This is a genomic window from Nonlabens sp., from assembly GCF_047636915.1.
GTDB lineage: Bacteria > Bacteroidota > Bacteroidia > Flavobacteriales > Flavobacteriaceae > Nonlabens.
Genome location: NZ_JBLIGN010000030.1, coordinates 1 through 23,801, shown reverse-complemented (window position 1 = coordinate 23,801; position 23,801 = coordinate 1). Strand labels below are relative to the sequence as shown.

The 23,801-nt window shown below is 38.3% G+C and carries 17 protein-coding genes; 15 read left to right on the top strand and 2 right to left on the bottom strand.

Annotated features, from left to right (window positions below; all coding sequences use genetic code 11):
• The first annotated feature begins 143 nt into the window (after positions 1-143).
• Positions 144-401 (top strand): hypothetical protein, encoded by a 258-nt coding sequence (locus tag ACJAT0_RS06645; RefSeq protein ID WP_415181031.1) that lies wholly within the window; start codon positions 144-146, stop codon positions 399-401.
• A 604-nt stretch (positions 402-1,005) separates the two neighbouring features.
• Here ACJAT0_RS06645 and ACJAT0_RS06640 read toward each other — a convergent pair.
• On the bottom strand, positions 1,006-1,827 hold the full coding sequence (locus tag ACJAT0_RS06640; RefSeq protein WP_415181030.1) for a universal stress protein: 822 nt from the start codon (positions 1,825-1,827) through the stop codon (positions 1,006-1,008).
• A gap of 148 nt (positions 1,828-1,975) precedes the next feature.
• On the opposite strand from ACJAT0_RS06640, the gene rimP reads away from it, so the two are divergent.
• The 3 genes from rimP to infB are packed head-to-tail and all read left to right on the top strand — an operon-like array spanning position 1,976 to position 6,605.
• The gene (gene rimP, locus ACJAT0_RS06635) at positions 1,976-2,443 is read left to right on the top strand and encodes a ribosome assembly cofactor RimP (RefSeq protein ID WP_374003165.1); all 468 of its coding nucleotides are present in this window, start codon (positions 1,976-1,978) and stop codon (positions 2,441-2,443) included.
• A gap of 8 nt (positions 2,444-2,451) precedes the next feature.
• Complete coding sequence (gene nusA, locus ACJAT0_RS06630; RefSeq protein ID WP_374003166.1) at positions 2,452-3,684, top strand: transcription termination factor NusA; 1,233 nt, start codon at positions 2,452-2,454, stop codon at positions 3,682-3,684.
• Between the two features lie 32 nt (positions 3,685-3,716).
• Positions 3,717-6,605 (top strand): translation initiation factor IF-2, encoded by a 2,889-nt coding sequence (gene infB / locus ACJAT0_RS06625; protein ID WP_415181029.1) that lies wholly within the window; start codon positions 3,717-3,719, stop codon positions 6,603-6,605.
• 1,429 nt (positions 6,606-8,034) lie between these two features.
• Here infB and ACJAT0_RS06620 read toward each other — a convergent pair.
• The gene (locus ACJAT0_RS06620; RefSeq protein WP_415181028.1) at positions 8,035-8,409 is read right to left on the bottom strand and encodes a translation initiation factor IF-2; all 375 of its coding nucleotides are present in this window, start codon (positions 8,407-8,409) and stop codon (positions 8,035-8,037) included.
• Between the two features lie 243 nt (positions 8,410-8,652).
• Between ACJAT0_RS06620 and ACJAT0_RS06615 the strand changes: the two genes are divergently transcribed.
• From ACJAT0_RS06615 to ACJAT0_RS06565, 11 genes are all read left to right on the top strand, one after another.
• On the top strand, positions 8,653-9,939 hold the full coding sequence (locus tag ACJAT0_RS06615) for a c-type cytochrome (RefSeq protein WP_415181027.1): 1,287 nt from the start codon (positions 8,653-8,655) through the stop codon (positions 9,937-9,939).
• 20 nt (positions 9,940-9,959) lie between these two features.
• Positions 9,960-13,025, top strand: coding sequence for a TAT-variant-translocated molybdopterin oxidoreductase (locus ACJAT0_RS06610; protein WP_415181026.1), 3,066 nt, complete (start codon positions 9,960-9,962; stop codon positions 13,023-13,025).
• A gap of 27 nt (positions 13,026-13,052) precedes the next feature.
• The gene (gene nrfD, locus ACJAT0_RS06605; RefSeq protein ID WP_374003938.1) at positions 13,053-14,450 is read left to right on the top strand and encodes an NrfD/PsrC family molybdoenzyme membrane anchor subunit; all 1,398 of its coding nucleotides are present in this window, start codon (positions 13,053-13,055) and stop codon (positions 14,448-14,450) included.
• Positions 14,443-14,979: a DUF3341 domain-containing protein gene (locus tag ACJAT0_RS06600; RefSeq protein WP_374003937.1), complete on the top strand. Its 537-nt coding sequence runs from the start codon at positions 14,443-14,445 to the stop codon at positions 14,977-14,979. The genes nrfD and ACJAT0_RS06600 overlap by 8 nt, the downstream gene beginning before the upstream one ends.
• Positions 14,979-15,704, top strand: coding sequence for a c-type cytochrome (locus ACJAT0_RS06595; RefSeq protein WP_415181025.1), 726 nt, complete (start codon positions 14,979-14,981; stop codon positions 15,702-15,704). Before ACJAT0_RS06600 ends, ACJAT0_RS06595 begins: the two co-directional genes overlap by 1 nt.
• A 21-nt stretch (positions 15,705-15,725) precedes the next feature.
• Positions 15,726-17,108, top strand: a complete 1,383-nt coding sequence (locus ACJAT0_RS06590; protein WP_374003935.1) for a quinol:cytochrome C oxidoreductase — start codon at positions 15,726-15,728, stop codon at positions 17,106-17,108.
• Between the two features lie 21 nt (positions 17,109-17,129).
• Positions 17,130-18,206, top strand: a complete 1,077-nt coding sequence (locus ACJAT0_RS06585) for a cytochrome c oxidase subunit II (RefSeq protein WP_415181024.1) — start codon at positions 17,130-17,132, stop codon at positions 18,204-18,206.
• A 4-nt stretch (positions 18,207-18,210) separates the two neighbouring features.
• Positions 18,211-20,031: a cytochrome c oxidase subunit I gene (locus tag ACJAT0_RS06580; protein WP_415181023.1), complete on the top strand. Its 1,821-nt coding sequence runs from the start codon at positions 18,211-18,213 to the stop codon at positions 20,029-20,031.
• Positions 20,032-20,583: 552 nt separating this feature from the next.
• Entirely contained in the window at positions 20,584-21,609 is a 1,026-nt protein-coding gene (ruvB, locus tag ACJAT0_RS06575) for a Holliday junction branch migration DNA helicase RuvB (protein ID WP_374003932.1), read from the top strand.
• A 2-nt stretch (positions 21,610-21,611) separates the two neighbouring features.
• On the top strand, positions 21,612-22,982 hold the full coding sequence (locus tag ACJAT0_RS06570) for a cytochrome P450 (RefSeq protein ID WP_415181022.1): 1,371 nt from the start codon (positions 21,612-21,614) through the stop codon (positions 22,980-22,982).
• A gap of 118 nt (positions 22,983-23,100) precedes the next feature.
• A partial coding sequence (locus ACJAT0_RS06565) for a malic enzyme-like NAD(P)-binding protein (RefSeq protein ID WP_415181021.1) occupies positions 23,101-23,801 on the top strand: 701 nt, incomplete at its 3' end.

The window sequence follows — 23,801 nt, the reverse complement described above, 5'->3', positions numbered from 1 at the left end:
ACACCATCAAACCGATTAGACCAACTGCTTTAATTAGTAAGTAGGGTCCTCCATTAAGTTTAGGTAGGTTATTATTAAGTTGGACTTATTTTTAGTTAAAATATCCTAGTGGCCCTTCACCTAAATGCCTTTTATCCCATAAAGTGGGACTTCATTGTTTTTTATGGGACATGAGATATACGGGTTGGCCTGGAGTGGCTACCGCTTATATGGAAGGTTCTTTTTTAGGTCATAAAGAGGTGTCAAATGAATATACAGCTCGCATTAAAAAAGGCGATGCATTACCTAAAGTATCGTTTCGTATAGCGGCTTATCCATTGTACGAAGTACTCAGAGAAGACCATCAAGAAATGCATGTTTCTAAGATGAAAACGGAGGCAAATCTTATAGATATATCATAAGGAGTGAACGACTTAAAAGAAACTCAAATCACTATTAGATCCATTTTAAGAGACATACCAAGAGAAGTACTACAAAGTACAATCTTAAGGAACAGGTACTATTCAAACGTTTCAATCTTGGGAGGAATATAGGGACAGCGCAAATCCAAAGCTTATAATAAGGTAGAGAATTTCACAAATGAATGTACTGCTGCATAAATGTTCCTTCTCAAACAAAAGGACAGTGATATACGAGCAGTAAACTAAGCAATAAAAGACAGACTTGCTTAGCTAGATAAGTAATGGGAAGAATTAAAGAGTAAATCAGAAGAGCTAAACACAATCATATTTTTGCTTATAGCAGGTTGCTTTGGGATCATGGTATGGAAGCAATTAACGCAAAACAGAGATTAAAGGGGTAAAAATATTTGGCACAGCTTCCTGCTCTACGAGAGCCTAAATAACCGCTTGAAAGAATCGAATACTTAGCGATATTGGAGTGTTCCATTTTTGTGCTCTAAACTATAATGTGACATAAAAAATCCTGATTCCATTAGGAGTGAGGATTTTACTTATCTAAAGAGTAGTGCCATACCGCTTTCGCGAAAGCGGAAACATCAAGAAATTATTTGATTCTAAAAGTAATGACAGGTAAACTGGAGTGGTTCACTACATCCTCACTTACGCTGCCGTTAAAAAAGTGCGACAACCCGCGACGGCCATGTGTCGCCATCCCTATTAAATCCCCCTTTACATCTTTTGTATAATTAAAAACGCCTTCTTCAATGGAGGAGTCGTTGTAGATAATGTATTCTGCGGGTTTTACATTTACATTTTTCAAATACTCACTAACTTTGGCCTCAGCTTCTCTTGTACTTAAGAAATTTGATGGTGTATTTACGTATAAGAGATGCAAATTACAGTTGGTATTTTTTGCAAAAGCATCAGCTTCTTTTAAGGCGCTTGTAGAATTAGGGTCTAAATCTGTTGCAAAAACAAAGTCGTTTACGTCTAGTCTATTTTTTCTGTCTTTTACGACAAGGACTGGGATTTCAGAACTGCGTACTACTTTTTCAGCATTAGAGCCTATAAATAGATTTCGCATTCCTTCAGCTCCATGACTACCCATTACTATAAGGTCTGCTTTGTGACGTTTTACCGTGTCCATGATACCACTAAAAGCAGCCCCCGTCTCTACGTCACCATGAATTATTACGTCGTGTAAGAAGTCGGCCTTTAAAAGATCGTCAAACTTTTTCTTTGCTAATTTCATAAAAAACAAGGCCTCTGGAAGGTTAGAGCTTGTGGTGTTTGCTAGATGAAGTGGCAAGTCCAGTTGGTGCAATAAAAACAATTCTCCATTGTTTTCGCGCGCAATGTCTGCCGCTACTCTTAAGGCGTTTTCTGCTTGAATTGAAAAGTCTGTGGGGACAATAATTTTTTTCATAGGGGTTGTTTTTAATCACTTAAAGATACAAAAAAAATCAACTTTATCACTCTGTTTGCTAAGCCTTTGGAAATGCTTAAAAAAACAGTATATTTGCAAAGTATTTAAACAGGTATGAGGGGACAAAAAGTCCCCTCTTTTTATAAGTATGTTGAAAGAGAAAGTAGAAGAATTATTAAAAGAGGCTTTTGAAGAGCGTCCAGACCTATTTTTAATAGATTTTAAAATGGGTTCCGGTAATGAAATAAAGGTCATTATTGATGGAGATGATGGTGTGATGCTGTCAGATTGTATGTTTTTTTCAAGAGCTGTGGAGCATAATTTAGATCGAGAAGAATTTGATTTTTCTATAGAAGTTCTCAGTGCGGGTGCTTCTTCTCCTTTGAATTCTCCAAGACAGTTTATCAAAAATATAGGTAGAGACATACAAATTGTCGATCGGGATAAAAGAACAGAAACAGGTCTTTTAACGGTCGCTGATGAGGAAGGTGTTACTATTATATGGAAAGCTCGTGAACCAAAACCCGTAGGTAAGGGTAAAGTCACTGTCGAAAAAGAGTGGACTTTGAAATACGAAGATATCAAGCAAGCAAAAGTTGTTGTAAAATTTAATTAAAAAGGAGTATGGAAAATCTCGCATTGATCGAGTCTTTTTCTGAGTTTAAAGATGATAAAATGATAGATCGTGTCACCTTGATGGCGATCTTAGAAGATGTATTTAGAGCCGCTTTGAAAAGAAAGTATGGTGAAGACGACAACTTTGATATTATTATCAATCCAGATAAAGGAGATTTAGAGATCTGGCGTAACCGAGTTGTTGTCGCAGATGATGAAGTGGAAGACGATAATTCGGAAATATCGCTTACGGAAGCTCAGAAAATCGAACCAGATTACGAAGTAGGTGAAGATGTTGCGGAGGAAGTGAAGTTGGTTCAGTTGGGTAGACGTGCAATTTTAGCGCTAAGACAAAATTTAATTGCCAAAATTCACGAACACGATAACACTAATATATTTAAACATTTTAAAGAATTAGAAGGAGAACTTTACAGTGCTGAAGTCCATCACATAAGACATCGTGCTATCATTCTATTAGATGATGACGGTAACGAGATCATTATGCCAAAGGACAGACAGATTCCATCTGACTTTTTTAGAAAAGGGGAGAATGTGCGCGGTATTATCGAAAGTGTTGAACTAAGGGGTAATAAGCCAAACATTATTCTATCAAGAACCTCTCCAAAATTTTTAGAAAAACTGTTCGAGCAGGAAATTCCAGAAGTTTTTGATGGAGTTATTTCGGTTAAAGCAGTGGTTAGAGAGCCAGGAGAAAAAGCGAAAGTAGCCGTAGATAGTTATGATGATCGCATTGATCCGGTAGGTGCTTGTGTTGGGGTAAAAGGTTCTCGTATTCACGGTATTGTTCGTGAATTAGGAAATGAAAATATTGATGTAATTAATTTTACGACGAACACGCAACTCTATATTGCTAGAGCATTGAGTCCTGCAAAAATAATTTCTATCACTATCAATGAGGAGACCAAAAAAGCTGAAGTTCGTTTGAGTCCTGAGGAGGTTTCAAAAGCCATAGGTAGAAGAGGTCACAATATTAGATTAGCTGGTAAATTAACGGGTTATGAAATAGACGTGATTAGAGAAGGTGGCGAAGAGGATGTTGAGTTAACCGAATTCAAAGATGTAATCGATGGATGGGTGATAGAAGAATTAAGTAAGATAGGATTGGATACTGCCAAAAGTGTTCTAGAGCAAGACGTTGCTGACTTAATAAAACGTACAGATCTTGAGGAGGAAACAGTATTAGATGTTGTTAGAGTCCTGAGAGCAGAATTTGAAGATTAGATTAGAAATTAAAGTCAATCCTGAACCATTTTATGGCTGAAGTAAAAAATATGAGACTCAACAAAGTTCTAAGGGAATTTAATATTTCTCTAGACCGTGCGGTGGAGTATCTCAATTCCAAAGGAATTGAGATAGAGGCTCGCCCTACCACAAAAATAGACGGAAGCGTTTATCAAGCATTGGCTGATGAGTTTCAAACTGATAAAAGTAAAAAAGTTGCCTCAAAGGAAGTAGGTGCTGAACGTCGCAAAGAACAAGATGAATTGCGAATGCAGCGTGAAAAAGAACTTGAGGAAAAACAGAAACGACAACAAGAGGTTATCAAAGCTAAAGCTTCTCTTAATGGTCCAAAACAGGTAGGTAAGGTAGATCTCAATGCTGGTAAAAAAGCAGAGAAAACTCCCGACGAACCTGCTAAAGCCGTTGAAACGGTTAAAAAGCCTACTGCCAAGGTAGAGGAAACAACCAAGGAGAAAAATCCAGTAAAGCCGGTTGTTGCAACGTCCGATGAAATCGCACAGGTGTCTAACAGGCCCAAAATAATTGGAACTTCTTTAAAAGGTAAAATAGATCTTAGTGCTACCGATAAGTATAAGCCTAAGAAAAAACAAGAAGCGGCAATAAAAGCGACTAAAGAGGTCTCTAAAGTTGCTGTGGAGCCAGTAAAGAATGTTCAGGTTAATGAAATTAAAGTTGCAGAGTTAAGCGTAGAGGGTCCCGTAGTTCCTACTCAAACGGCTACTACTTCTGAAGGTCAGGAATCTGAGATCATTAAAACAGAATACAAAAAACTCGGAGGTCTAAAAGTCACCGGTAAGAAAATAGATCTCTCTCAATTTGCTAAGCCTAAGAAAAAAGCGGCAGATACTAATAGAGGAAAAAGAAAACGCATAGCTAAACCAGGAGTCCCTGGAGCGACAGGAGCAGGTAATAACAATCGCAGCACAAGTAACAATCGCCGTGGTAGCGTTGGAGCTAGCGCCGGTCCTGCTCGTAAAAACATTGTTAAAGAAGAGCCTACAGATGAAGAAATCCAGAAGCAAGTAAGAGAAACTCTCGAAAAGCTTCAAGGTAAATCTTCTAAATCTAAGGCCGCTCGTTATCGTAGAGATAAGAGAGATAGTCACCGAGATAAAGTGGATGCTGCGGAGCAAGCGCAAGCAGACGATAAATCATTGCAAGTAACAGAGTTTGTTACGGTAAGTGATCTCTCTATAATGATGGATGTCCCTGTTAACAAAGTTATAGGTGCGTGTATGTCGCTAGGAATGATGGTAACCATGAATCAAAGACTTGACGCTGAAACGATGTCTATCGTAGCAGATGAATTTGGTTTCGAAGTAGAGTTTGTCAATGCAGATATCGAAGAAAGTATTGCAGAGGTCATAGACAAGGAAGAAGATTTAGTAACTCGTGCGCCTATCGTAACGGTTATGGGACATGTAGATCACGGTAAAACATCACTTCTAGATTATATTAGAAATGAAAACGTAATCGCAGGAGAAAGTGGAGGTATTACGCAACACATAGGTGCCTATGGTGTAGAATTGGACGGTGGTCAAAAAATCACATTCCTCGATACTCCTGGTCACGAAGCATTTACAGCAATGCGAGCTCGTGGAGCTCAGGTTACTGATATAGCTATAATTCTAGCCGCAGCAGATGATGATATAATGCCTCAAACTAAGGAAGCTATTTCTCATGCTCAAGCAGCTGGTGTACCTATTGTGTTTGCAATTAATAAGATTGACAAGCCAGATGCAAATCCAGAAAAGATTAAAGATGGTCTTGCTCAAATGAATCTGCTTGTAGAAGATTGGGGAGGGAAAATTCAATCCCATGATATTTCTGCTAAGTTAGGAACTGGTGTGAAGGAGTTACTTGAAAAGGTTCTTCTCGAGGCAGAATTACTGGACTTAAAAGCAAACCCTAACAAACCTGCAACAGGAACCGTGGTAGAAGCATTTCTTGATAAAGGGCGTGGTTATATTTCTACCATTCTTGTACAATCGGGTACTTTAAAAGTAGGAGACTACGTTCTTGCTGGTCCTCGACATGGTAAGATTAAAGCTATGCAAGATGAACGAGGAAAAGATGTTCAGGAAGCTGGTCCAGCAACTCCAATATCGATTCTTGGTCTGGATGGCGCTCCACAAGCTGGAGATAAGTTTAATGTATTCCAGGATGAGCGTGAGGCCAAGTCTATAGCAGCAAAACGTACACAGCTACAACGGGAACAGTCAGTGAGAACTCAGAAAACACTTTCTCTTGAAGAAATAGGTAGACGTATCGCGCTAGGAGACTTTAAAGAGCTTAATTTGATTCTCAAAGGAGATGTTGATGGTTCTGTAGAAGCCCTAACGGATTCATTCCAGAAGTTGTCTACTGAAGAAATTCAGGTTAATATCATTCATAAGGGTGTAGGTGCCATTACAGAAACGGATGTTTTACTTGCAACTGCATCTGATGCAATCATTATCGGATTTAATGTGCGCCCTCAAGGTAACGCGAGAGTTGTTGCTGATAGGGAAGAGGTGGATATTCGTACCTACTCAATTATTTATGACGCAATAAACGACCTTAGGGATGCAATGGAAGGTATGCTCTCTCCAGAGTTTAAAGAAGAGATTACTGGTAATGCTGAGGTGAGACAAACGTTCAAAATATCTAAAATAGGTACGATTGCAGGTTGCATGGTTACAGATGGTAAAGTATTCAGGAGCGGTGGTGTAAGGTTAATTAGAGATGGAATTGTAGTATACACTGGTGAACTAGTGGCACTTAAACGCTTTAAAGATGATGTTAAGGAAGTAGCTAAAGGCTACGAGTGTGGTATGCAAATTAAGAACTATAACGACTTACAAGAAGGAGATGTGATGGAATCCTTTAGGGAAGTAGAGGTGAAAAAGACCCTGAAATAAGTACATACTAAAATTTAAAAGGCATCTTTATGAAAATAAAGGTGCTTTTTTATGGAATATAATCTCGAGTATAATCATTGTAAATCACAAATTTTGCAGTAAAGAGACACTACTTAATGAAGCCTTTTTTAAGTGCTGATAAAGGAAGTTACTATAAAATTAGGATCTTCTAAACTTAGATATTAGAGTAGTTTAAAACTTATATATATAACTTATTAGCGATGGCTTAGGTGTTTTAATAATGCACTGATTTGAATTGGTGTTTAAATACACGAGCTTTTTTTAAGACAAGTTTTACTTAAAAATCTTTGGTCAAAGGCACATGGATTTTAAAGGACTTTTTTAAAAACCTTATAAGATTAGTCGTGCAGAAAGATTATATTTTTAAATGGGTTTTTGAGTATCTCTGAATGCGTTTAAATTATGAGATAAGCAAAAGTCATTTCTAAGGTAAGCACGCTTCCTAAGAAAGTGCATTCGCTGTCATTAAAATATAGCATGGAATTAACGCAGCTTAAGATTCGGTTGTTAGCAAAACTAAAAAGGGAGGCATGTTTTAATTTTGATCGGATTTATTATAGAATTACTGTTGGAGTTAAGTATTATAAATGAAAAGTTGTAAGCTGTTTTATTTTTAGGCATCGCTATTTAATCATTAATTTAAATGGAGCCATCTCTTACTTATGGGAGGACGTTATTCCTCGGAAACACGAAATTGTAGTGGTATAATTTATTTCCTTTTAGCAATCTTCGTCTAATTGTAGTCACTAAGGATAGAATGCAATCGATAATTCCTACTTTTTTAATTAATTATTGCGCGTCAGCTATATGTAGATCGAAGAGCATTTTCTGTTCCTTCTAGGAGGTGCCTTTCTATGTAAATATTTTTGGTATCCGATCAAGTCTTTAATCAATGTAGGATCAATATCGGAGTAACTAATTTCCAATGCAACGAGTAAAGGTTGCTTTCGTATATGTGTAGTTTTGTTCAAATTTGTGCTCCATTGCTGCTTTATACAATTAGAAAACTGCTATTTTAATTTAAAAATAGCTACGGGTTTAATGGTTTAAATACAACTTATAAGAATACTTCTATCTGTGTGTTTTCGGTAACGAATTCAGAAATCACCATGACTTTAGCTGACGAAAAAAGGCAGATGTAATAGGGAAGTATAGAAAATTGAATACCATGATGAAAAAAAGGAGTCGATAGGAGACCTCATTTCCGTTTGTTTGTTTTAGATCTTGGACAATTCGTCTCTATAAATGGTCGGTTTTTATGGAGTGCACGCAAAAAATGGTAGGAAAATGAGAAACGCTTATAACGTAGAGATTGTGATGAGATCAATTAACGTTGCTTTAGTATGTTTGATTTTGTTAATGCTCTCGTATTTGTCTTTATATAGTCGCTCAAAAAGATGAAATTTGTTCAAGGTTTGACAACTAAAGCTCCTGTGAAATTTTCTTTTATTTCCAGCAGTGCACGGTCTGCTTCTAATCTGCTTCTATAATTTCCTACCCATACGGTATGGTAAGGTTCAGCCCATCTTAATTCAGATTTCCACGCAAGACTTAGAAGGTCGTACTTTTCTTTAGTATCTATAGCTTTTTCTCGTTCTCCATAAAATAATTGAATAGTGTATCTATCTTTAAAATCTCCAGAACGATCCATGGCTATTTTAGTGGTGATTAATTTTTCAATTAATTGCTTGTTTATAGGTTTATAATTCTGCGCAATTACCTGAAATGCTATGGCATAGAAACTTAATGCGAGTAGTAAGGTTTTCTTATTTTTCTTAGACATAGTCGGTGTTTATGACAATACTGCTTTTGTTAGCATTGCTCTATTTAGAACTGTTATAAATTATTTTTGTTCACTTTTCCATCGGTCAAAATATAGCTTTTATGACCTATTTTTGCAAATGCATTTACGGTGCAGTAAACTACTGTTATTATCGTGCCAAAGTTATAGTAATATTCATTAAACGAGATGGTAAATAGGAAATTACATTTGACCACATGGCAGTTGGTGCTAGCGTTTGTTTTTATGACACTTTCTACTTTAAGTGTTTATGGGCAAGATGCTAACACCTCAGATAGTGTTCCAACGGCACCTGTAGAAGTTAGTGAAAGCGCAGATGCTGCGTTAGGAGAGGCTCTTTTTAAAGCTAATTGTGCTTCATGTCACAAATTGTATAAGAAAGCAGTGGGTCCAGCACTCTTTCAGGTAAGCGAAAGGTATGATAAAGACTGGCTGTATACATGGATCAAGAATTCTTCGGCTTTCATAGCCACTGGAGATGCGCAAGCTGTAGCGATATACAACGAGTACAAGCAGTCTAATATGAATGCTTTTCCACAGCTTTCAAATGTGGATATAGATAACATTCTTGCCTATACGGATACAGAGAAGCCTGTTGCAGCGGTTGCAATTGCTGGTGCTGAAGGTGTTGCCGCTGGTGGTGTAGGGGATAATTCAATGACTAATAACATTATTCTAGGGGCACTCGCGCTTGTCCTGCTATTGTTGGTAGTTCTTCTTATCGTGGTGAATAAAACATTGAAAAGATTTGCAGAGGCAAGTGGTATTCAAACAGAGTTCGAAACAGAAACTGAAGAACGCACTCCTATTTGGAAGGCCTTTGCTCAAAATCAATTCTTAGTTTTGGTTTCTTCTATATTCTTGTTGTTAACCAGTGCTTATTTTGCTTACGGCGCCTTAATGAGTGTCGGAGTAGATCAAGGCTATGCACCAGTTCAGCCTATTCATTATTCTCATAGAATTCATGCTGGGACTAGCCAAATTGAATGTAAGTATTGTCACTCTAGTGCTCGGGAATCAAAACACTCCGGTATTCCATCTCTCAATGTTTGTATGAACTGTCATAAATCCATAGGAGAAGTGGCAGCAACAACCTATCAGGAAGGAATGGATGAGTATGGAATTGATTACAATAAAGAGATTGAAAAATTATATGCAGCCACAGGTTGGGATAGTGATGAACAGGCATTCGTAGGGGAAGAGCAACCAGTAAGATGGGTGCGTATACACAACTTGCCAGATCTTGCTTATTTTAACCATGCGCAGCATGTTACTGTTGGTAAAATAGATTGTCAAACCTGTCACGGTCCTGTGGAGGAAATGGAAGTCATGTATCAATATTCACCATTAACAATGGGATGGTGTATTAACTGTCACCGAGAGACTAACGTAGATCTTAAGGGGAATGGTTATTATGAAAAAATTCATAAAGAACTTTCTGAAGCTCGTGGGGGTCGTCAATTGACTATCGCTGATTTAGGAGGACTCGAATGTGGCAAATGCCACTATTAATAAAATAGTTTTAGAAATTTATGGCTACAACTAAGAAATACTGGAAGAGCACGGCGCAACTTGATGACAGCAACGAGATGATAAAAAATCTTGAGAAGAATGAGTTTGCGAGTCCTATTCCCACAGAGGAGTTTTTAGGAAATGATGAGGCGATGGAGGAATCAAATACTTCTCGTCGTGACTTCCTAAAGTATGTCGGATTCAGTACGGCTGCGGCATCGTTGGCAGCATGCGAGGGTCCCGTGATTTATTCAGTCCCTTACGTGAACCAACCAGAGCAAATTATTCCTGGAATGGCTAACTATTATGCAACTACTATTGCAAACGGTTATGATTATGCGAGCGTTTTGGTTAAAACTCGAGAAGGTCGACCGATTAAGATAGAAAGTAATAGAGACGCTGCCTTTAGAGGCGATGCAAATGCTCGTGTACATGCTTCTGTTTTGTCCTTGTACGACAGCAACCGTTTAAAAACTCCTATGATTAAAGGAGTGGAGTCTACTTGGGAGGAACTTGATGAACAAATTGCCGCTCAGTTATCTCAATTAAACGGTAAAGAGTTGGTGTTACTGGCGCAGACTTATGCAAGTCCCTCCCTATCTAGGATTATTTCCCAATTAAAGGATAAGTACAGTGACGTGCGCGTGGTAACTTATGATACCATTGGTGAAGATGCAGGTCTTAATGCATTTCAAGCTAAGTACGGTGTTCGTGCTCTTGCCGATTATGATTTTACCAATGCAGAGACTGTAGTTTCTGTTGGAGCTGATTTTGTAGGCGATTGGCAAGGTGGTGGTTTTGATAAAGGGTACGCTAGATCGCGTGTGCCTAAAGACGGTAAGATGTCACATCACATTCAGTACGAATCCAATTTGACTCTTTCTGGTTCTAATGCAGATAAACGTTTTCCAGTTACTCCTACTGAGCAAAAGCAAATTATTGCTGCTCTTTATAGTAAAGTGGTTGGTGGTGCATCAAATGTTTCCCTATCAGATAAAATAGCTAAGTCGGTGGAACAAACGGCGATCAGTTTAAAAAGAGCTGGTAAAAATGGGGTCTTATTATGTGGTATTCCAGATCAGGCAGCACATCAGTTAACTCTTGAAATTAATGAGGCGTTAAACTCCATAATAAGTGATACAGTTGTTCCTATTTTGACGCGTCAGGGCAATCGTAAAACTGTTGATCAATTGGTGAAGGATATGAGCGCGGGTAAGGTGGGTGCCATTTTTATTGCTGGAGTAGATCCTTTATACAGTTATGACGATGCTTCCGCTTTCGCGAAAGCTTTAGAAAAAGTAGCTCTTACCGTATCTTTTGCTTCTTCCATGAATGCAACTGCTGCAAAAGTAGATTATGTAGCAACAACTCCTCATTACTTAGAGTCTTGGGCTGATACTGAAATTAAAAAAGGTCATGTGTTTTTAACGCAGCCCACTATAAATCCTGTGTTTAAAACACGTCAATTTCAAGAAACATTATTAAAATGGTCAGGTAGTGAATCTTCTTATAAGGATTTTTTAAAGGAAACGACAGGTGCTAATGGGGCAAATTGGAATCAATCGTTACAAGATGGTTTTTATCAAACTACTGGTTCTGATCCTAGTGTTAGTGAAGCACCAATCAATGAAATCACCAACTCGGTTGCATTAAGCTCTTTAGCAAATTCTAAAAAGCCCTCTGGTTATGAACTTACTTTGTATACAAAAACTGGACTGGGTGATGGTAGTATGGCAAATAATCCATGGTTACAGGAGTTACCAGATCCAATTACAAGGACAACTTGGGATAATTATGTTACTATTTCACAGGCAGATGCTGAGAAGTTAGGTGTTGTGAATGAGAACGTTGCAAACGGAGCTCTCGATGGTTCTTATGTTACGGTAACTTTAGACGGTGTAGAAAGAAAGATTCCTGCACTTATTCAACCAGGACAGGCAGTTGGAACTATTGGTATTGCACTTGGGTACGGGCAGACTGCCGCTATTCAAGAAGAAATGCAGACGGGTGTAAATGCATATCCATTTTATAAAAATGGTGTTGCTATTCAAACTGTTTCTGTTAAAGATGCTGGAGGAAACCATGAGTTTGCTTGTACACAATTACAACATACCATGATGGGTCGTGATATCATACGCGAAACCGATTTGGGTACTTATAGAACAGGGAATAAGGATGATTTTAATCCTACACCTGAGGTTTCTTTAAACCACATTGCAACTCCAGTAACATCTCCAGATGTTGATCTTTGGGATAGTTTCGATAGATCGGTCGGGCATCACTTTAATATGTCGATAGATTTAAACTCTTGTACCGGTTGTGGTGCTTGTGTTATAGCGTGCCACGCAGAGAATAACGTTCCTGTGGTAGGTAAATCAGAAGTTAGGAAATCTCGTGATATGCACTGGTTGCGTATCGATAGATATTATTCTTCTACAGATAGTTTTGAAGCTGATGAGGATAAGAAAGATGGATTTGACGGGTTATTCGGAGATAATGGCTCTTTAGGTGGTTTTGGAGAATTAGAAGTTCCAGCTGATAATCCGCAGGTAGCCTTTATGCCATTAATGTGTCAGCATTGTAATCATGCGCCATGTGAAACGGTTTGCCCAGTAGCAGCCTCTTCCCATGGACGTCAGGGTCAAAATCATATGGCTTATAATCGTTGTGTAGGTACTCGATACTGTGCTAATAATTGTCCCTATAAGGTACGCCGTTTTAACTGGTTCCTCTATAATGGGAATGATGAGTTTGATTACCATATGAATAATGATCTAGGTCGCATGGTTATCAACCCAGACGTAACCGTAAGAAGTCGTGGAGTAATGGAGAAATGCTCTCTTTGTATTCAAATGACACAAATGACGATTCTTGAAGCTAAAAAAGATGGTCGCATGGTAAAAGATGGAGAGTTTGCTACGGCATGTTCTAATGCTTGTTCAAGTGGAGCTATAACGTTTGGAGATATCAATGATGAGGAGTCTGAAATTTTTGAAGTAAAAAAACAAGACCGCATGTATCACTTGTTAGAGGAGGTTGGTACCCAACCTAACGTGATGTATCAGGTTAAAGTGAGAAATATATAATTAACAAGGTAAATTAATCAAGACATTATGGCTCATTATGAAGCGTCCATAAGAAGACCTCTCGTTACAGGAGATAAGACATATTCTGATGTAACAAGAGATATTGCTAGACCCGTAGAAGGTGTTGCAAATAAGCAGTGGTGGATTGTTTTTACAATTGCACTCATTGCATTTCTTTATGGAATAGGATGTATTACGTATACGATATCCACCGGTATAGGTGTTTGGGGATTGAACAAAACCATTGGTTGGGCTTGGGATATTACCAACTTTGTGTGGTGGGTAGGAATTGGTCATGCAGGGACCCTTATTTCGGCAGTATTATTGCTATTTCGCCAGAAATGGAGGATGGCGATCAACCGATCTGCCGAGGCGATGACAATTTTCTCGGTTATTCAGGCGGGCTTGTTTCCAATTATTCATATGGGACGTCCTTGGTTAGCGTACTGGGTATTGCCCATTCCTAATCAGTTTGGCTCTTTGTGGGTGAACTTTAACTCGCCACTTTTGTGGGATGTATTTGCCATATCTACGTATCTATCGGTTTCATTAGTTTTTTGGTGGACTGGTTTGCTTCCTGATTTTGCCATGATTCGAGACAGAGCAATTACACCATTTAATAAGAAGATATACGGAATACTTTCTTTTGGCTGGTCCGGTCGCGCAAAAGACTGGCAGCGTTTTGAAGAAGTTTCTTTGGTTCTTGCAGGTTTGGCAACCCCACTTGTACTTTCCGTCCATACCATCGTATCTTTTGACTTTGCCACAGCTGTAATCCCAGGATGGCACACGACCATTTTCCCTCCATATTTTGTTGCAGGAGCTGTTTTTTCGGGATTTGCAATGGTGAATACGTTGCTTATCATTATGAGAAAAGTGGTGAGTCTTGAGAATTATATTACGATACAACATATTGAATTGATGAATATTGTCATTATGATTACGGGCTCTATTGTGGGTGTTGCCTACATTACTGAATTATTTGTCGCTTGGTATTCTGGAGTAGAGTATGAACAGTACGCTTTCCTAAACAGAGCAACAGGGCCATACTGGTGGGCTTATTGGTCAATGATGACGTGCAATGTCTTATCACCACAATTTATGTGGTTCAAGAAACTTAGGACCAGCATCATGTTTTCATTTTTCATTTCCATAGTGGTGAATATAGGAATGTGGTTTGAGCGTTTCGTTATTATTGTGACTTCGCTACACAGAGATTTTTTACCGTCTTCATGGACTATGTTTTCACCTACTTTTGTGGACATAGGCATATTTATAGGTACTATAGGGTTCTTTTTTGTACTTTTTCTGTTGTACGCTCGAACTTTCCCCGTAATTGCACAAGCAGAAGTGAAGTCTATTTTAAAGGTTAGTGGAAGTATGTATAAAAAACTAAGAGAAGAAAAGGAGGCAAAACATGAGTAGCAATAAATTAATACATGCTCTTTACACGGATGATGATGTTTTACTGAGTGCAGTGAAACAAGTCAGAGATAAACGATACCACATAGAGGAAGTTTTCACTCCTTTCCCAGTTCATGGTCTTGAAAAAGCTATGGGTCTTGCTGACACGCGTTTGGCTATTAATGCCTTCTTATATGGTATAGTTGGTTTGTGTGTGGCGACGGCGATGATGAATTATATGATGATTGAAGATTGGCCGCAAGATATAGGGGGCAAGCCTAGTTTTTCGTATCTGGAAAACATGCCTGCTTTTGTACCCATTATGTTTGAATTAACGGTATTTTTTGCGGCACATTTAATGGTAATTACATTCTATATGAGAAGTAGGTTATGGCCATTTAAAAAAGCAGAGAATCCAGATGTAAGAACGACCGATGATCATTTTTTAATGGAAATAGATTCTTATGGAAATGACATTGAAGAAGCTACAAAGTTTCTTTATGAAACTGGAGCTGTTGAGATAAAATTAATTGACAAAGAAGCGCACTGATGAATAGAAGTTTAAAAACGTTCTTGTTTGCTTTTGCTGCATTACTCATTGTTTCCTGTGGTGGAGACAGTAAGTCGGTTGCAACTGGTACCAGTAGAAGTGTACAGTATTTTCCCAATATGTATGAGTCTGTAGGCTATAAAACGTATCAAGAAGGAGAGATATTTCCTGGTAATTTAGAAGCGCAAGCTCCTGTAGCTGGTTCTGTGAACAGAGGATGGCTGCCTTATGATTATCAAAATAACAATGATGGGTACTCTTCCGCGAAAGCTGATTTAAGGAACCCACTGCCTTACACTGAAGAGCACTTGGAAGTAGGAGCTGAGCTTTATAATATTTACTGTGCCATTTGTCACGGTTCAAAAGGAAATGGTTTAGGGCATTTGGTGACCACTGAAAAGATTTTGGGTGTACCTAGTTATGATGCTCGGGAAATTACTCAAGGTTCCATCTATCATGTAATGTATTACGGTATTAACTATATGGGTTCTTATGCGTCTCAAACTTCTACGGAAGAAAGGTGGCAAATTGCTCATCATGTAGATGCACTTACCAAGGACTTAAAGGGACAACCGCGTCAGGAATTTGTTACTGTTCGTATGGAAGAGTTAGCTTTGGTGAATAGTAATGAAGATAAGAAAGCGGTTTTTGATGAAAATCATAGAGACCAAAAAGACGGTGCTGATCACTCGAAAGAAAACAAAACAACAACTGAAGGCCACTAAGCCCTAGAAGATATTGTATATATGTATAAGGTAACTAGTAAATTAAGGATTTTCGCGATTGCCCTAATGATTTTAGGAGCTCTTTTTACTGCTGTAGGTTTTTGGGCAGTACCAAGCTCGCAGGCAGAGGTGCAACACGAAATGGATGAGGACACCGCTGCTCATGGTGGCGGGCATGTTGAAACTACAGACGAGCAGCTCTCTGCTACTGGTTCCCTCGAGCAAAATGACTACGCGGTATTTGATACTGCAGATGCCCAAACAGATAGTCATGATAGCGATCACGCAGAGCATTTGTATCATCAATTACAAAACAGACCTTGGTCAGCAGTTTTTGTTGCGTCCTTTTTCTTTTTTATGATTGGACTGGCTTCGCTCGCTTTTCTCGCTTTGCAGAAGGTGTCACAAGCAGGATGGTCTCCTTTACTTTTTAGAGTAATGGAAGGAGTAGGCAGTTATATCTTACCAGGGGGAATTGTTATGTTTATACTTTTACTTCTTTCTGGATTGCATTTTAATCATCTTTTTATATGGATGGAGGAAGGTGTTGATATTGTTGGTCATGAAAATTATGACGCTTTGGTAGCTGGAAAAACAGGATATCTCAATGTCCCATTTTGGTTGTTTAGAGCAGGAGCTTTTATCGTAGGTTGGAACCTGTATTTATGGAATATCAGAAGATTTGGACTTAAGCAAGATGAGGCAAAATTAGGTGACATTGTATGGTACAAAAAAGGCTTTAAACATAGCGCCATTTTTTTGGTATTCTTTATCGTTACAGAATCTATTATGTCATGGGACTGGATCATGAGTGTTGATCCACACTGGTTTTCTACATTATTTGGCTGGTATGTGTTTTCTAGCATGTTTGTTTCAGGTATTGCCACTATAGCCTTAGTAACTATATTTCTAAAATCTAAAGGATACTTAGAATTTGTAAATGATTCTCATATCCATGATTTGGCTAAGTTTATGTTTGGTTTTAGTATTTTCTGGACGTACTTGTGGTTTTCACAATTTATGTTGATTTGGTATTCAAATATTCCAGAAGAAGTAACTTATTTTGTCACCCGTATCCAAGATTATAATCTTCTGTTTTTTGGAATGGTGGCGATTAACTTTCTATTCCCAATATTGATACTCATGAATTCTGATTTCAAAAGGGTCAATTGGTTTGTCGTGACTGCTGGTATTTTCATTTTAATAGGACATTATGTGGATATCTATGTGATGATTATGCCATCGACAGTAGGCCCATCGTGGTTTATTGGTTTTCCGGAGATTGGGGCGTTTATGTTCTTTGCTGGTTTATTCATTTGGTATATATTCCATACAATTTCTAAAGCTCCTTTGATACCTAAAGGTGATCCTTATCTAGGAGAAAGCAAACATTTTCATTACTAAACACAATAGAATACAACTGCAATGACAGCATTTTTAATCATATTTATAGCAGCCCTTTTTGCCATTTCAGTCTGGCAAATTTCTAAGATCGTATCTCTTGGTAAAGCACCAGAACCCGATACTGATGCCATGGAAGTGGCTAATGACGACGATAACAAACGCCAAGGTCAATACATGCTTATTTTTGGTATTGGGCTGTATGTTTTAATGATCGCCTGTTTTATAGGCTACAACGATTACTTTCTTCCAGATGCTGCATCAAAACATGGTGGTGAATACGACGATTTATTGTTGCTTACTACCATCGTAATAATGATCGTACAGGTTTTAACCCAAGGTTTATTGCATTGGTTTTCCTATAAGTACCATGGGAAAAAAGGTCAAAAGGCTTTGTTTTATGCTGATAATGATCGATTAGAATTTATTTGGACAGCAGTTCCAGTTGTTGTGCTCGCTGGGCTGATCTTGTGGGGATTGTTTTCTTGGAATGACCTTATGGATACGAATACTGATGATGATCCTTTAATAGTAGAGGTATATGCTTATCAGTTTGCCTGGAGAGTGCGCTATAGTGGATCTGATAACACATTGGGAGATGCAAATGTTCGGTTTATAGAAGGACAAAATACTTTGGGTATTGACCCTACCGATAAAGACGGCATGGATGACATGGTTGGAGCAGAATTGCATCTACCTGTAAATAGACCAGTGCTTTTTAAGTTTAGAAGTCAAGATGTTTTACACTCCGCCTATATGCCACATTTTAGGGCTCAAATGAATGTGGTTCCAGGAATGGTCACCCAGTTTAAGTTTACTCCTACGGTAACCTCAGAAGATTATAAGTCAACTGAATTTATGACCAAAAAAGTTCGTAAGATTAATGAGATTAGACGACAAAAAAGTATAGAATTAGTAGCTACTGGCGATGTGGCGTTGGATCCATACGAATTTGAATACTATCTTCTTTGTAATAAAATTTGTGGGGCTTCTCATTACAACATGCAATTAAAAATTGTGGTTGAGTCTGAGGAGGATTACAACAAGTGGTTACAAACACAAACAACTTTTGAAACAACTTTAGCCAACGCTGAAAACTAAAAATATGGGACAACCTATCGCTCTTACTGCAGATCATGCACATGATGAAGATCAACATCATCATAAAGAAACTTTTATAACTAAGTATATTTTCTCTCAGGATCATAAGATGATTGCAAAGCAATATCTTATTACGGGTCTTATAATGGGAGCTATCGGTATTGCGATGTCAGTATTGATGAGAATGCAATTGGCCAACCCAGGAGAGCCAAATATGGTGTTTCAAGCATTGTTGGGTAAGTGGGCTCCTGATGGAATTATGGATCCTAACATGTACCTTGCTTTAGTGACTATTCACGGTACCATAATGGTGTTCTTTGTACTTACCGCTGGACTAAGTGGCACGTTCTCTAACTTTTTAATTCCATTGCAAATTGGTGCTCGAGATATGGCATCAGGATTTTTGAACATGGTTTCTTACTGGTTGTTCTTTGTATCCGCAGCTATTATGATCAGTTCCTTATTTGTGGAGTTAGGACCTGCAGCTGCGGGTTGGACCATTTATCCTCCCTTAAGTGCTTTACCGCAAGCGATGGGTGGTTCTGGATTAGGTATGACTCTATGGTTGGTTTCAATGGCTATATTTATTGCATCATCTTTGTTGGGTTCCTTAAATTACATTGTAACGGTGATCAATCTTAGAACTAAGGGAATGTCAATGACACGTCTTCCCTTAACTATATGGGCTTTCTTTGTTACAGCCATAATAGGTGTGGTTTCGTTTCCAGTTTTATTTGCAGCCGCTTTGTTGCTGATCATGGATAGAAGTTTTGGTACGTCTTTCTTTTTGTCAGATATTTATATAAAAGGTGAAGTGCTTGCACATCAAGGTGGTTCTCCGGTTTTATTTGAGCATTTATTCTGGTTTCTAGGGCATCCTGAGGTTTATATTGTATTGCTTCCAGCTCTAGGTATTACTTCTGAGGTGATAGCAACAAATTCACGTAAACCTATTTTTGGTTACCGAGCCATGATCGCATCCATCCTTGCCATTGCCTTTTTATCAACAATCGTTTGGGGACACCATATGTTCGTATCAGGAATGAACCCTTTCTTAGGTTCTGTATTTACATTTACTACCTTATTGATAGCAATACCGTCAGCGGTAAAGGCTTTTAATTATATCACAACTCTTTGGAAAGGTAATTTGCAGATGAATCCTGGTATGTTATTTTCTATAGGATTGGTTTCTACTTTCATTACTGGTGGTCTTACGGGTATTATTTTAGGAGATAGTACTTTAGATATAAATGTGCATGATACGTACTTTGTGGTAGCTCACTTTCACTTGGTAATGGGGATATCAGCTTTATATGGATTGTTTGCTGGTGTATATCATTGGTTCCCTAAAATGTTTAATCGCATGATGAACAAGAATTTGGGTTATGTTCATTTCTGGTTAACTGCAATAGGTGCTTATGGGGTCTTTTTCCCTATGCATTTCGTCGGTATGGCAGGTCTTCCTAGACGCTATTATACCAACACTAATTTTCCTTATTTTGACGATTTAGCAGACACAAATAAATTGATTACATACTTTGCCATAGCCACAGCATTTGCTCAGTTGTTCTTTGTATACAATTTTGTAAAGTCTATTTTTTACGGTAAAAAAGCGCCAGCTAATCCATGGAGTTCTAATACATTAGAATGGACTACAGGGGATAAGCATATCCATGGAAACTGGGATGGTCCTATACCGACGGTTCATAGATGGCCTTATGATTACAGTAAGGTAAATGAGGATGGTGAGTATGTGATTGCAGGACAGGATTATGCACCGCAGCACATACCTTTACAAGAAGATGAAGAAGAAATGGATCATTAAATCTATATATGTATATAAAAAAAGCCACACTTGTAGTGGTTTTTTTTATGTCAAATTTTTTCGGTGGTCTACAAGTTTTTCTTAAATAAATAGTTCTATTCGACTCCAATATACATTCCTGTCGCTATAGATTCAAAAGAGGTTTTTTCTTATACATGAGGCCGTTGATATGATCATAATAGGAATAGGTTTAAGTTTCTTGACAAGAATGATTTATCGTCTACACTCTGTTAATCACTGATTGCTTTACTACAGGTAATAATGTTAATGAAATATACTATTTTCTAGTTCATTGGCTCGTGTTCAATATACAGTTCGTATTATTTAGATGCCGTTATGTTCCCGCGTTTTCTGCCCTTTTTTGGCGCTTTTATCTTTTTTATGGGAGTTGGGAACTAATGCTATATGCTAATTTCTTTTATCAGCCGGTAACTAAAGTGGAATACAAGTAGTAAGTGTTTTAGCAAGAGTGTTTTAATTTTAACAGACAAATTATGTAACAACTAATACAAATAATATAGCTCCGTACCTTTTGAGTAGTATCTTTGAGGTATGAATGAAAATTTAGATCCCAATAGTGACCATTTTTCTAGTGAGGAGCACGAGGTAGATAGAGCTCTTAGACCATTGACTTTTGATGATTTTGCAGGTCAGGATCAGGTGCTCGAAAACTTAAAGATTTTTGTGGAAGCGGCAAATAGGAGGGAAGATGCTTTAGATCATGCGCTGTTTCATGGACCTCCGGGTTTAGGAAAGACCACGCTTGCCCATATTTTAGCAAATGAGCTAGGAGTGGCGATTAAAGTGACCTCTGGTCCTGTGTTAGATAAACCAGGTGATCTTGCTGGTTTGTTAACTAACCTCGAAGAACGAGACGTACTTTTTATTGATGAGATTCATCGTCTTAGTCCTATCGTCGAAGAATATCTATATTCTGCTATGGAGGATTACAAGATTGATATCATGATTGAAACGGGTCCTAATGCGCGTACAGTTCAGATCAATTTAGCACCTTTTACATTAATAGGAGCGACGACTCGGTCTGGCTTGTTAACCGCTCCTATGAGGGCACGTTTTGGTATTCAATCCAGATTACAATATTATTCTACAGAATTACTCTCTACGATCGTCACGCGTAGTGCCGAAATATTAAAGGTGCCTATTCATCCAGATGCTGCGATAGAAATTGCAGGTCGCAGCCGCGGTACGCCGCGTATTGCAAATGCTTTATTGCGCAGAGTCCGGGATTTTGCGCAGATTAAAGGGGATGGAAATATTGATTTGAATATCGCTCAGTACTCTTTAAAAGCACTTCACGTAGATGCCAATGGATTGGATGAGATGGACAACAAGATTCTTCTAACCATCATCGATAAGTTCAAAGGTGGGCCAGTAGGTTTAACGACTATCGCTACTGCCGTATCAGAAAGTGCCGAAACCATTGAAGAAGTATATGAGCCATTTTTGATTCAACAAGGATTTATAATGCGCACGCCTCGTGGTCGTGAAGTGACCGATCTCGCTTATAGACATCTGGGAAGGACTAAAGGAAATGCCGTAGGAGGCTTATTTGAATAAGAATGAGAAAAATAGAACAAATTCCAGCACTTAGGTTTCTATCAAAATCACGACAGATTTATAAAGATCCGTTGCCATTTCATAGGGAGAATTTTGGAAAATATGGAAATACTTTTAAGATCAGTCCTAAGCCAGGCTTGACGATTCACTTTACTTGTGATGAAAAAATTACCCAGCACATACTACAAAAAAACCAAAAGAACTTCAATAAATCCACATTACAAACGGAAGATCTTGGGAAATACATAGGTCATGGACTACTCACAGAGAACGGTGAAAAATGGCGTGCAAACCGCAAACTGATTCAGCCAGCGTTTTATAAAAAATCTCTAGTGTCTCTTATGGGAACGATGGACGAAGTGATCCAGGAAGAATTTAATAAAATCAAAGCAGATGAAGTAATTGACGTTTATGACGTCTTTAACGACTTAGCTTTTAAAGTTGTGGCACGTAGTTTATTTGATTTGGGTGATATCGATGATCTCGAAGGTAAAATATCAAGACTTCAGTTCATTACGGAGAAAGCACAAAGAATGCTTATTAAGGAGTTGAGAATTCCATGGATGAAATGGTATTTTGATAGGGAATGGCTTTCGGGAGAGAATAGCATACCCTATTCTTTAGATCTTTTAAAAGAGGCAAGAGACATATTGCGCAACATTATCAATAATCGCAGGTCTAGCGATAAAGAACCTAGTGATCTTTTAGATATGTTGTTGCACAGTACTTATGAAGACGGTACCCACATGGAAGATGACCAGTTGATCGATGAGATTTTGGTATTATTTATTGCAGGTCATGAAACTACAGCAAATGCATTGAGTTTTGCCGCACAGTTGTTAGCTCAAAATCCAGAAACCATCGTCAAAGCGAGTAAGGAAATCGGTCGTTTAGATAAGGAAGATCTGATGACCGGCTTGATGGCTATGCCGTATATCAAACAATGTGTGGATGAAACTTTAAGGATGTATCCACCTGCATACGTGACTGATCGTGTTGCCCTAGAAGCAGATAGTTGTGAAGACATAGAGATCAAAAAGGACAGTATCTGGTTGATATCTTTTTATGAAATGCATCGCAGGAAAGATCTTTGGGAGGAGCCAGAGGCTTTTAATCCGGATCGTTTTGCGCCCGGCAAGGCTAAAGAATATCGAGATTTTTATTTTCCCTTTGGTGCAGGTCCCCGCATGTGCGTTGGGAATAATTTTGCGGTTTTTGAAATGATTTTGGTCATCGCTAGAATGTTGGAACGCTTTGAAATTACACCAGTGCACAAGGATATCGATTACCATCCGTTGATTACCTTGAGGCCTAGAAATGCAGATTTGGTTTTTAAAAAGAAATCAGGTGCCATGGGAGAAAGCAGAATTTAAAAATTCAAAAGCAAACACGCTGTAACGTACAGAAATCCAGTTGCAATATTATCAAGTTCACAAATACTTAAAGCCACAATAGCATTACCTTTGTTTTTACTAAAATTCAAGTGGATTTATGAGTGAAGAAAGCAAAAGAAGAGAGGCCTTGATATATCATGCAAAGCCTACTCCCGGAAAGATAAAAGTAGTTCCTACAAAGAAACACAGCAGTCAGAGAGACCTTGCTCTTGCCTACAGTCCTGGTGTAGCAGCACCTTGTTTAGAGATTGCAAAAGATAAATCAAATGTTTATAAATACACGGCCAAAGGAAATCTGGTAGCTGTAATTTCTAACGGTACAGCAGTTCTAGGACTGGGCGATATAGGTCCTGAGGCTTCTAAACCTGTGATGGAAGGAAAAGGATTGCTCTTTAAGATTTTTGCAGATTTAGATTGTTTTGATATTGAGGTAGATACCAAAGATGTGGAACAGTTTATACAAACAGTAAAAAATATTGCTCCCACTTTTGGAGGGATCAATCTGGAAGACATCAAAGCTCCTGAAGCTTTTGAAATAGAAAGAAGGCTCAAAGAAGAGCTGGATATCCCAGTAATGCACGATGACCAGCACGGAACAGCTATCATTTCCAGTGCTGCTTTATTAAACGCGTTAGAAATAGCAAATAAGAAAATAGAAGATGTCAAGATCCTTATTTCTGGTGCTGGTAGTGCAGCGATTTCTTGTACGAATCTTTATGTGAAATTAGGGGCGAGGAAAGAAAATATCATGATGTTTGATATCGATGGATTGATCACCAAAGATCGAACTGACCTAGG

Bases quoted from the DNA above. Each gene is read 5' to 3' on its own strand.
- ACJAT0_RS06595 (WP_415181025.1), top strand. From the start codon at position 14,979: ATGAATAGAAGTTTAAAAACGTTCTTGTTTGCTTTTGCTGCATTACTC.
- nusA (WP_374003166.1), top strand. From the start codon at position 2,452: ATGGAAAATCTCGCATTGATCGAGTCTTTTTCTGAGTTTAAAGATGAT.
- ruvB (WP_374003932.1), top strand. From the start codon at position 20,584: ATGAATGAAAATTTAGATCCCAATAGTGACCATTTTTCTAGTGAGGAG.
- ACJAT0_RS06570 (WP_415181022.1), top strand. From the start codon at position 21,612: ATGAGAAAAATAGAACAAATTCCAGCACTTAGGTTTCTATCAAAATCA.
- ACJAT0_RS06610 (WP_415181026.1), top strand. From the start codon at position 9,960: ATGGCTACAACTAAGAAATACTGGAAGAGCACGGCGCAACTTGATGAC.
- ACJAT0_RS06585 (WP_415181024.1), top strand. From the start codon at position 17,130: ATGACAGCATTTTTAATCATATTTATAGCAGCCCTTTTTGCCATTTCA.
- ACJAT0_RS06620 (WP_415181028.1), bottom strand. From the start codon at position 8,409: ATGTCTAAGAAAAATAAGAAAACCTTACTACTCGCATTAAGTTTCTAT.
- nrfD (WP_374003938.1), top strand. From the start codon at position 13,053: ATGGCTCATTATGAAGCGTCCATAAGAAGACCTCTCGTTACAGGAGAT.
- rimP (WP_374003165.1), top strand. From the start codon at position 1,976: ATGTTGAAAGAGAAAGTAGAAGAATTATTAAAAGAGGCTTTTGAAGAG.
- ACJAT0_RS06590 (WP_374003935.1), top strand. From the start codon at position 15,726: ATGTATAAGGTAACTAGTAAATTAAGGATTTTCGCGATTGCCCTAATG.
- ACJAT0_RS06600 (WP_374003937.1), top strand. From the start codon at position 14,443: ATGAGTAGCAATAAATTAATACATGCTCTTTACACGGATGATGATGTT.
- ACJAT0_RS06615 (WP_415181027.1), top strand. From the start codon at position 8,653: ATGACACTTTCTACTTTAAGTGTTTATGGGCAAGATGCTAACACCTCA.
- ACJAT0_RS06640 (WP_415181030.1), bottom strand. From the start codon at position 1,827: ATGAAAAAAATTATTGTCCCCACAGACTTTTCAATTCAAGCAGAAAAC.
- ACJAT0_RS06580 (WP_415181023.1), top strand. From the start codon at position 18,211: ATGGGACAACCTATCGCTCTTACTGCAGATCATGCACATGATGAAGAT.
- infB (WP_415181029.1), top strand. From the start codon at position 3,717: ATGGCTGAAGTAAAAAATATGAGACTCAACAAAGTTCTAAGGGAATTT.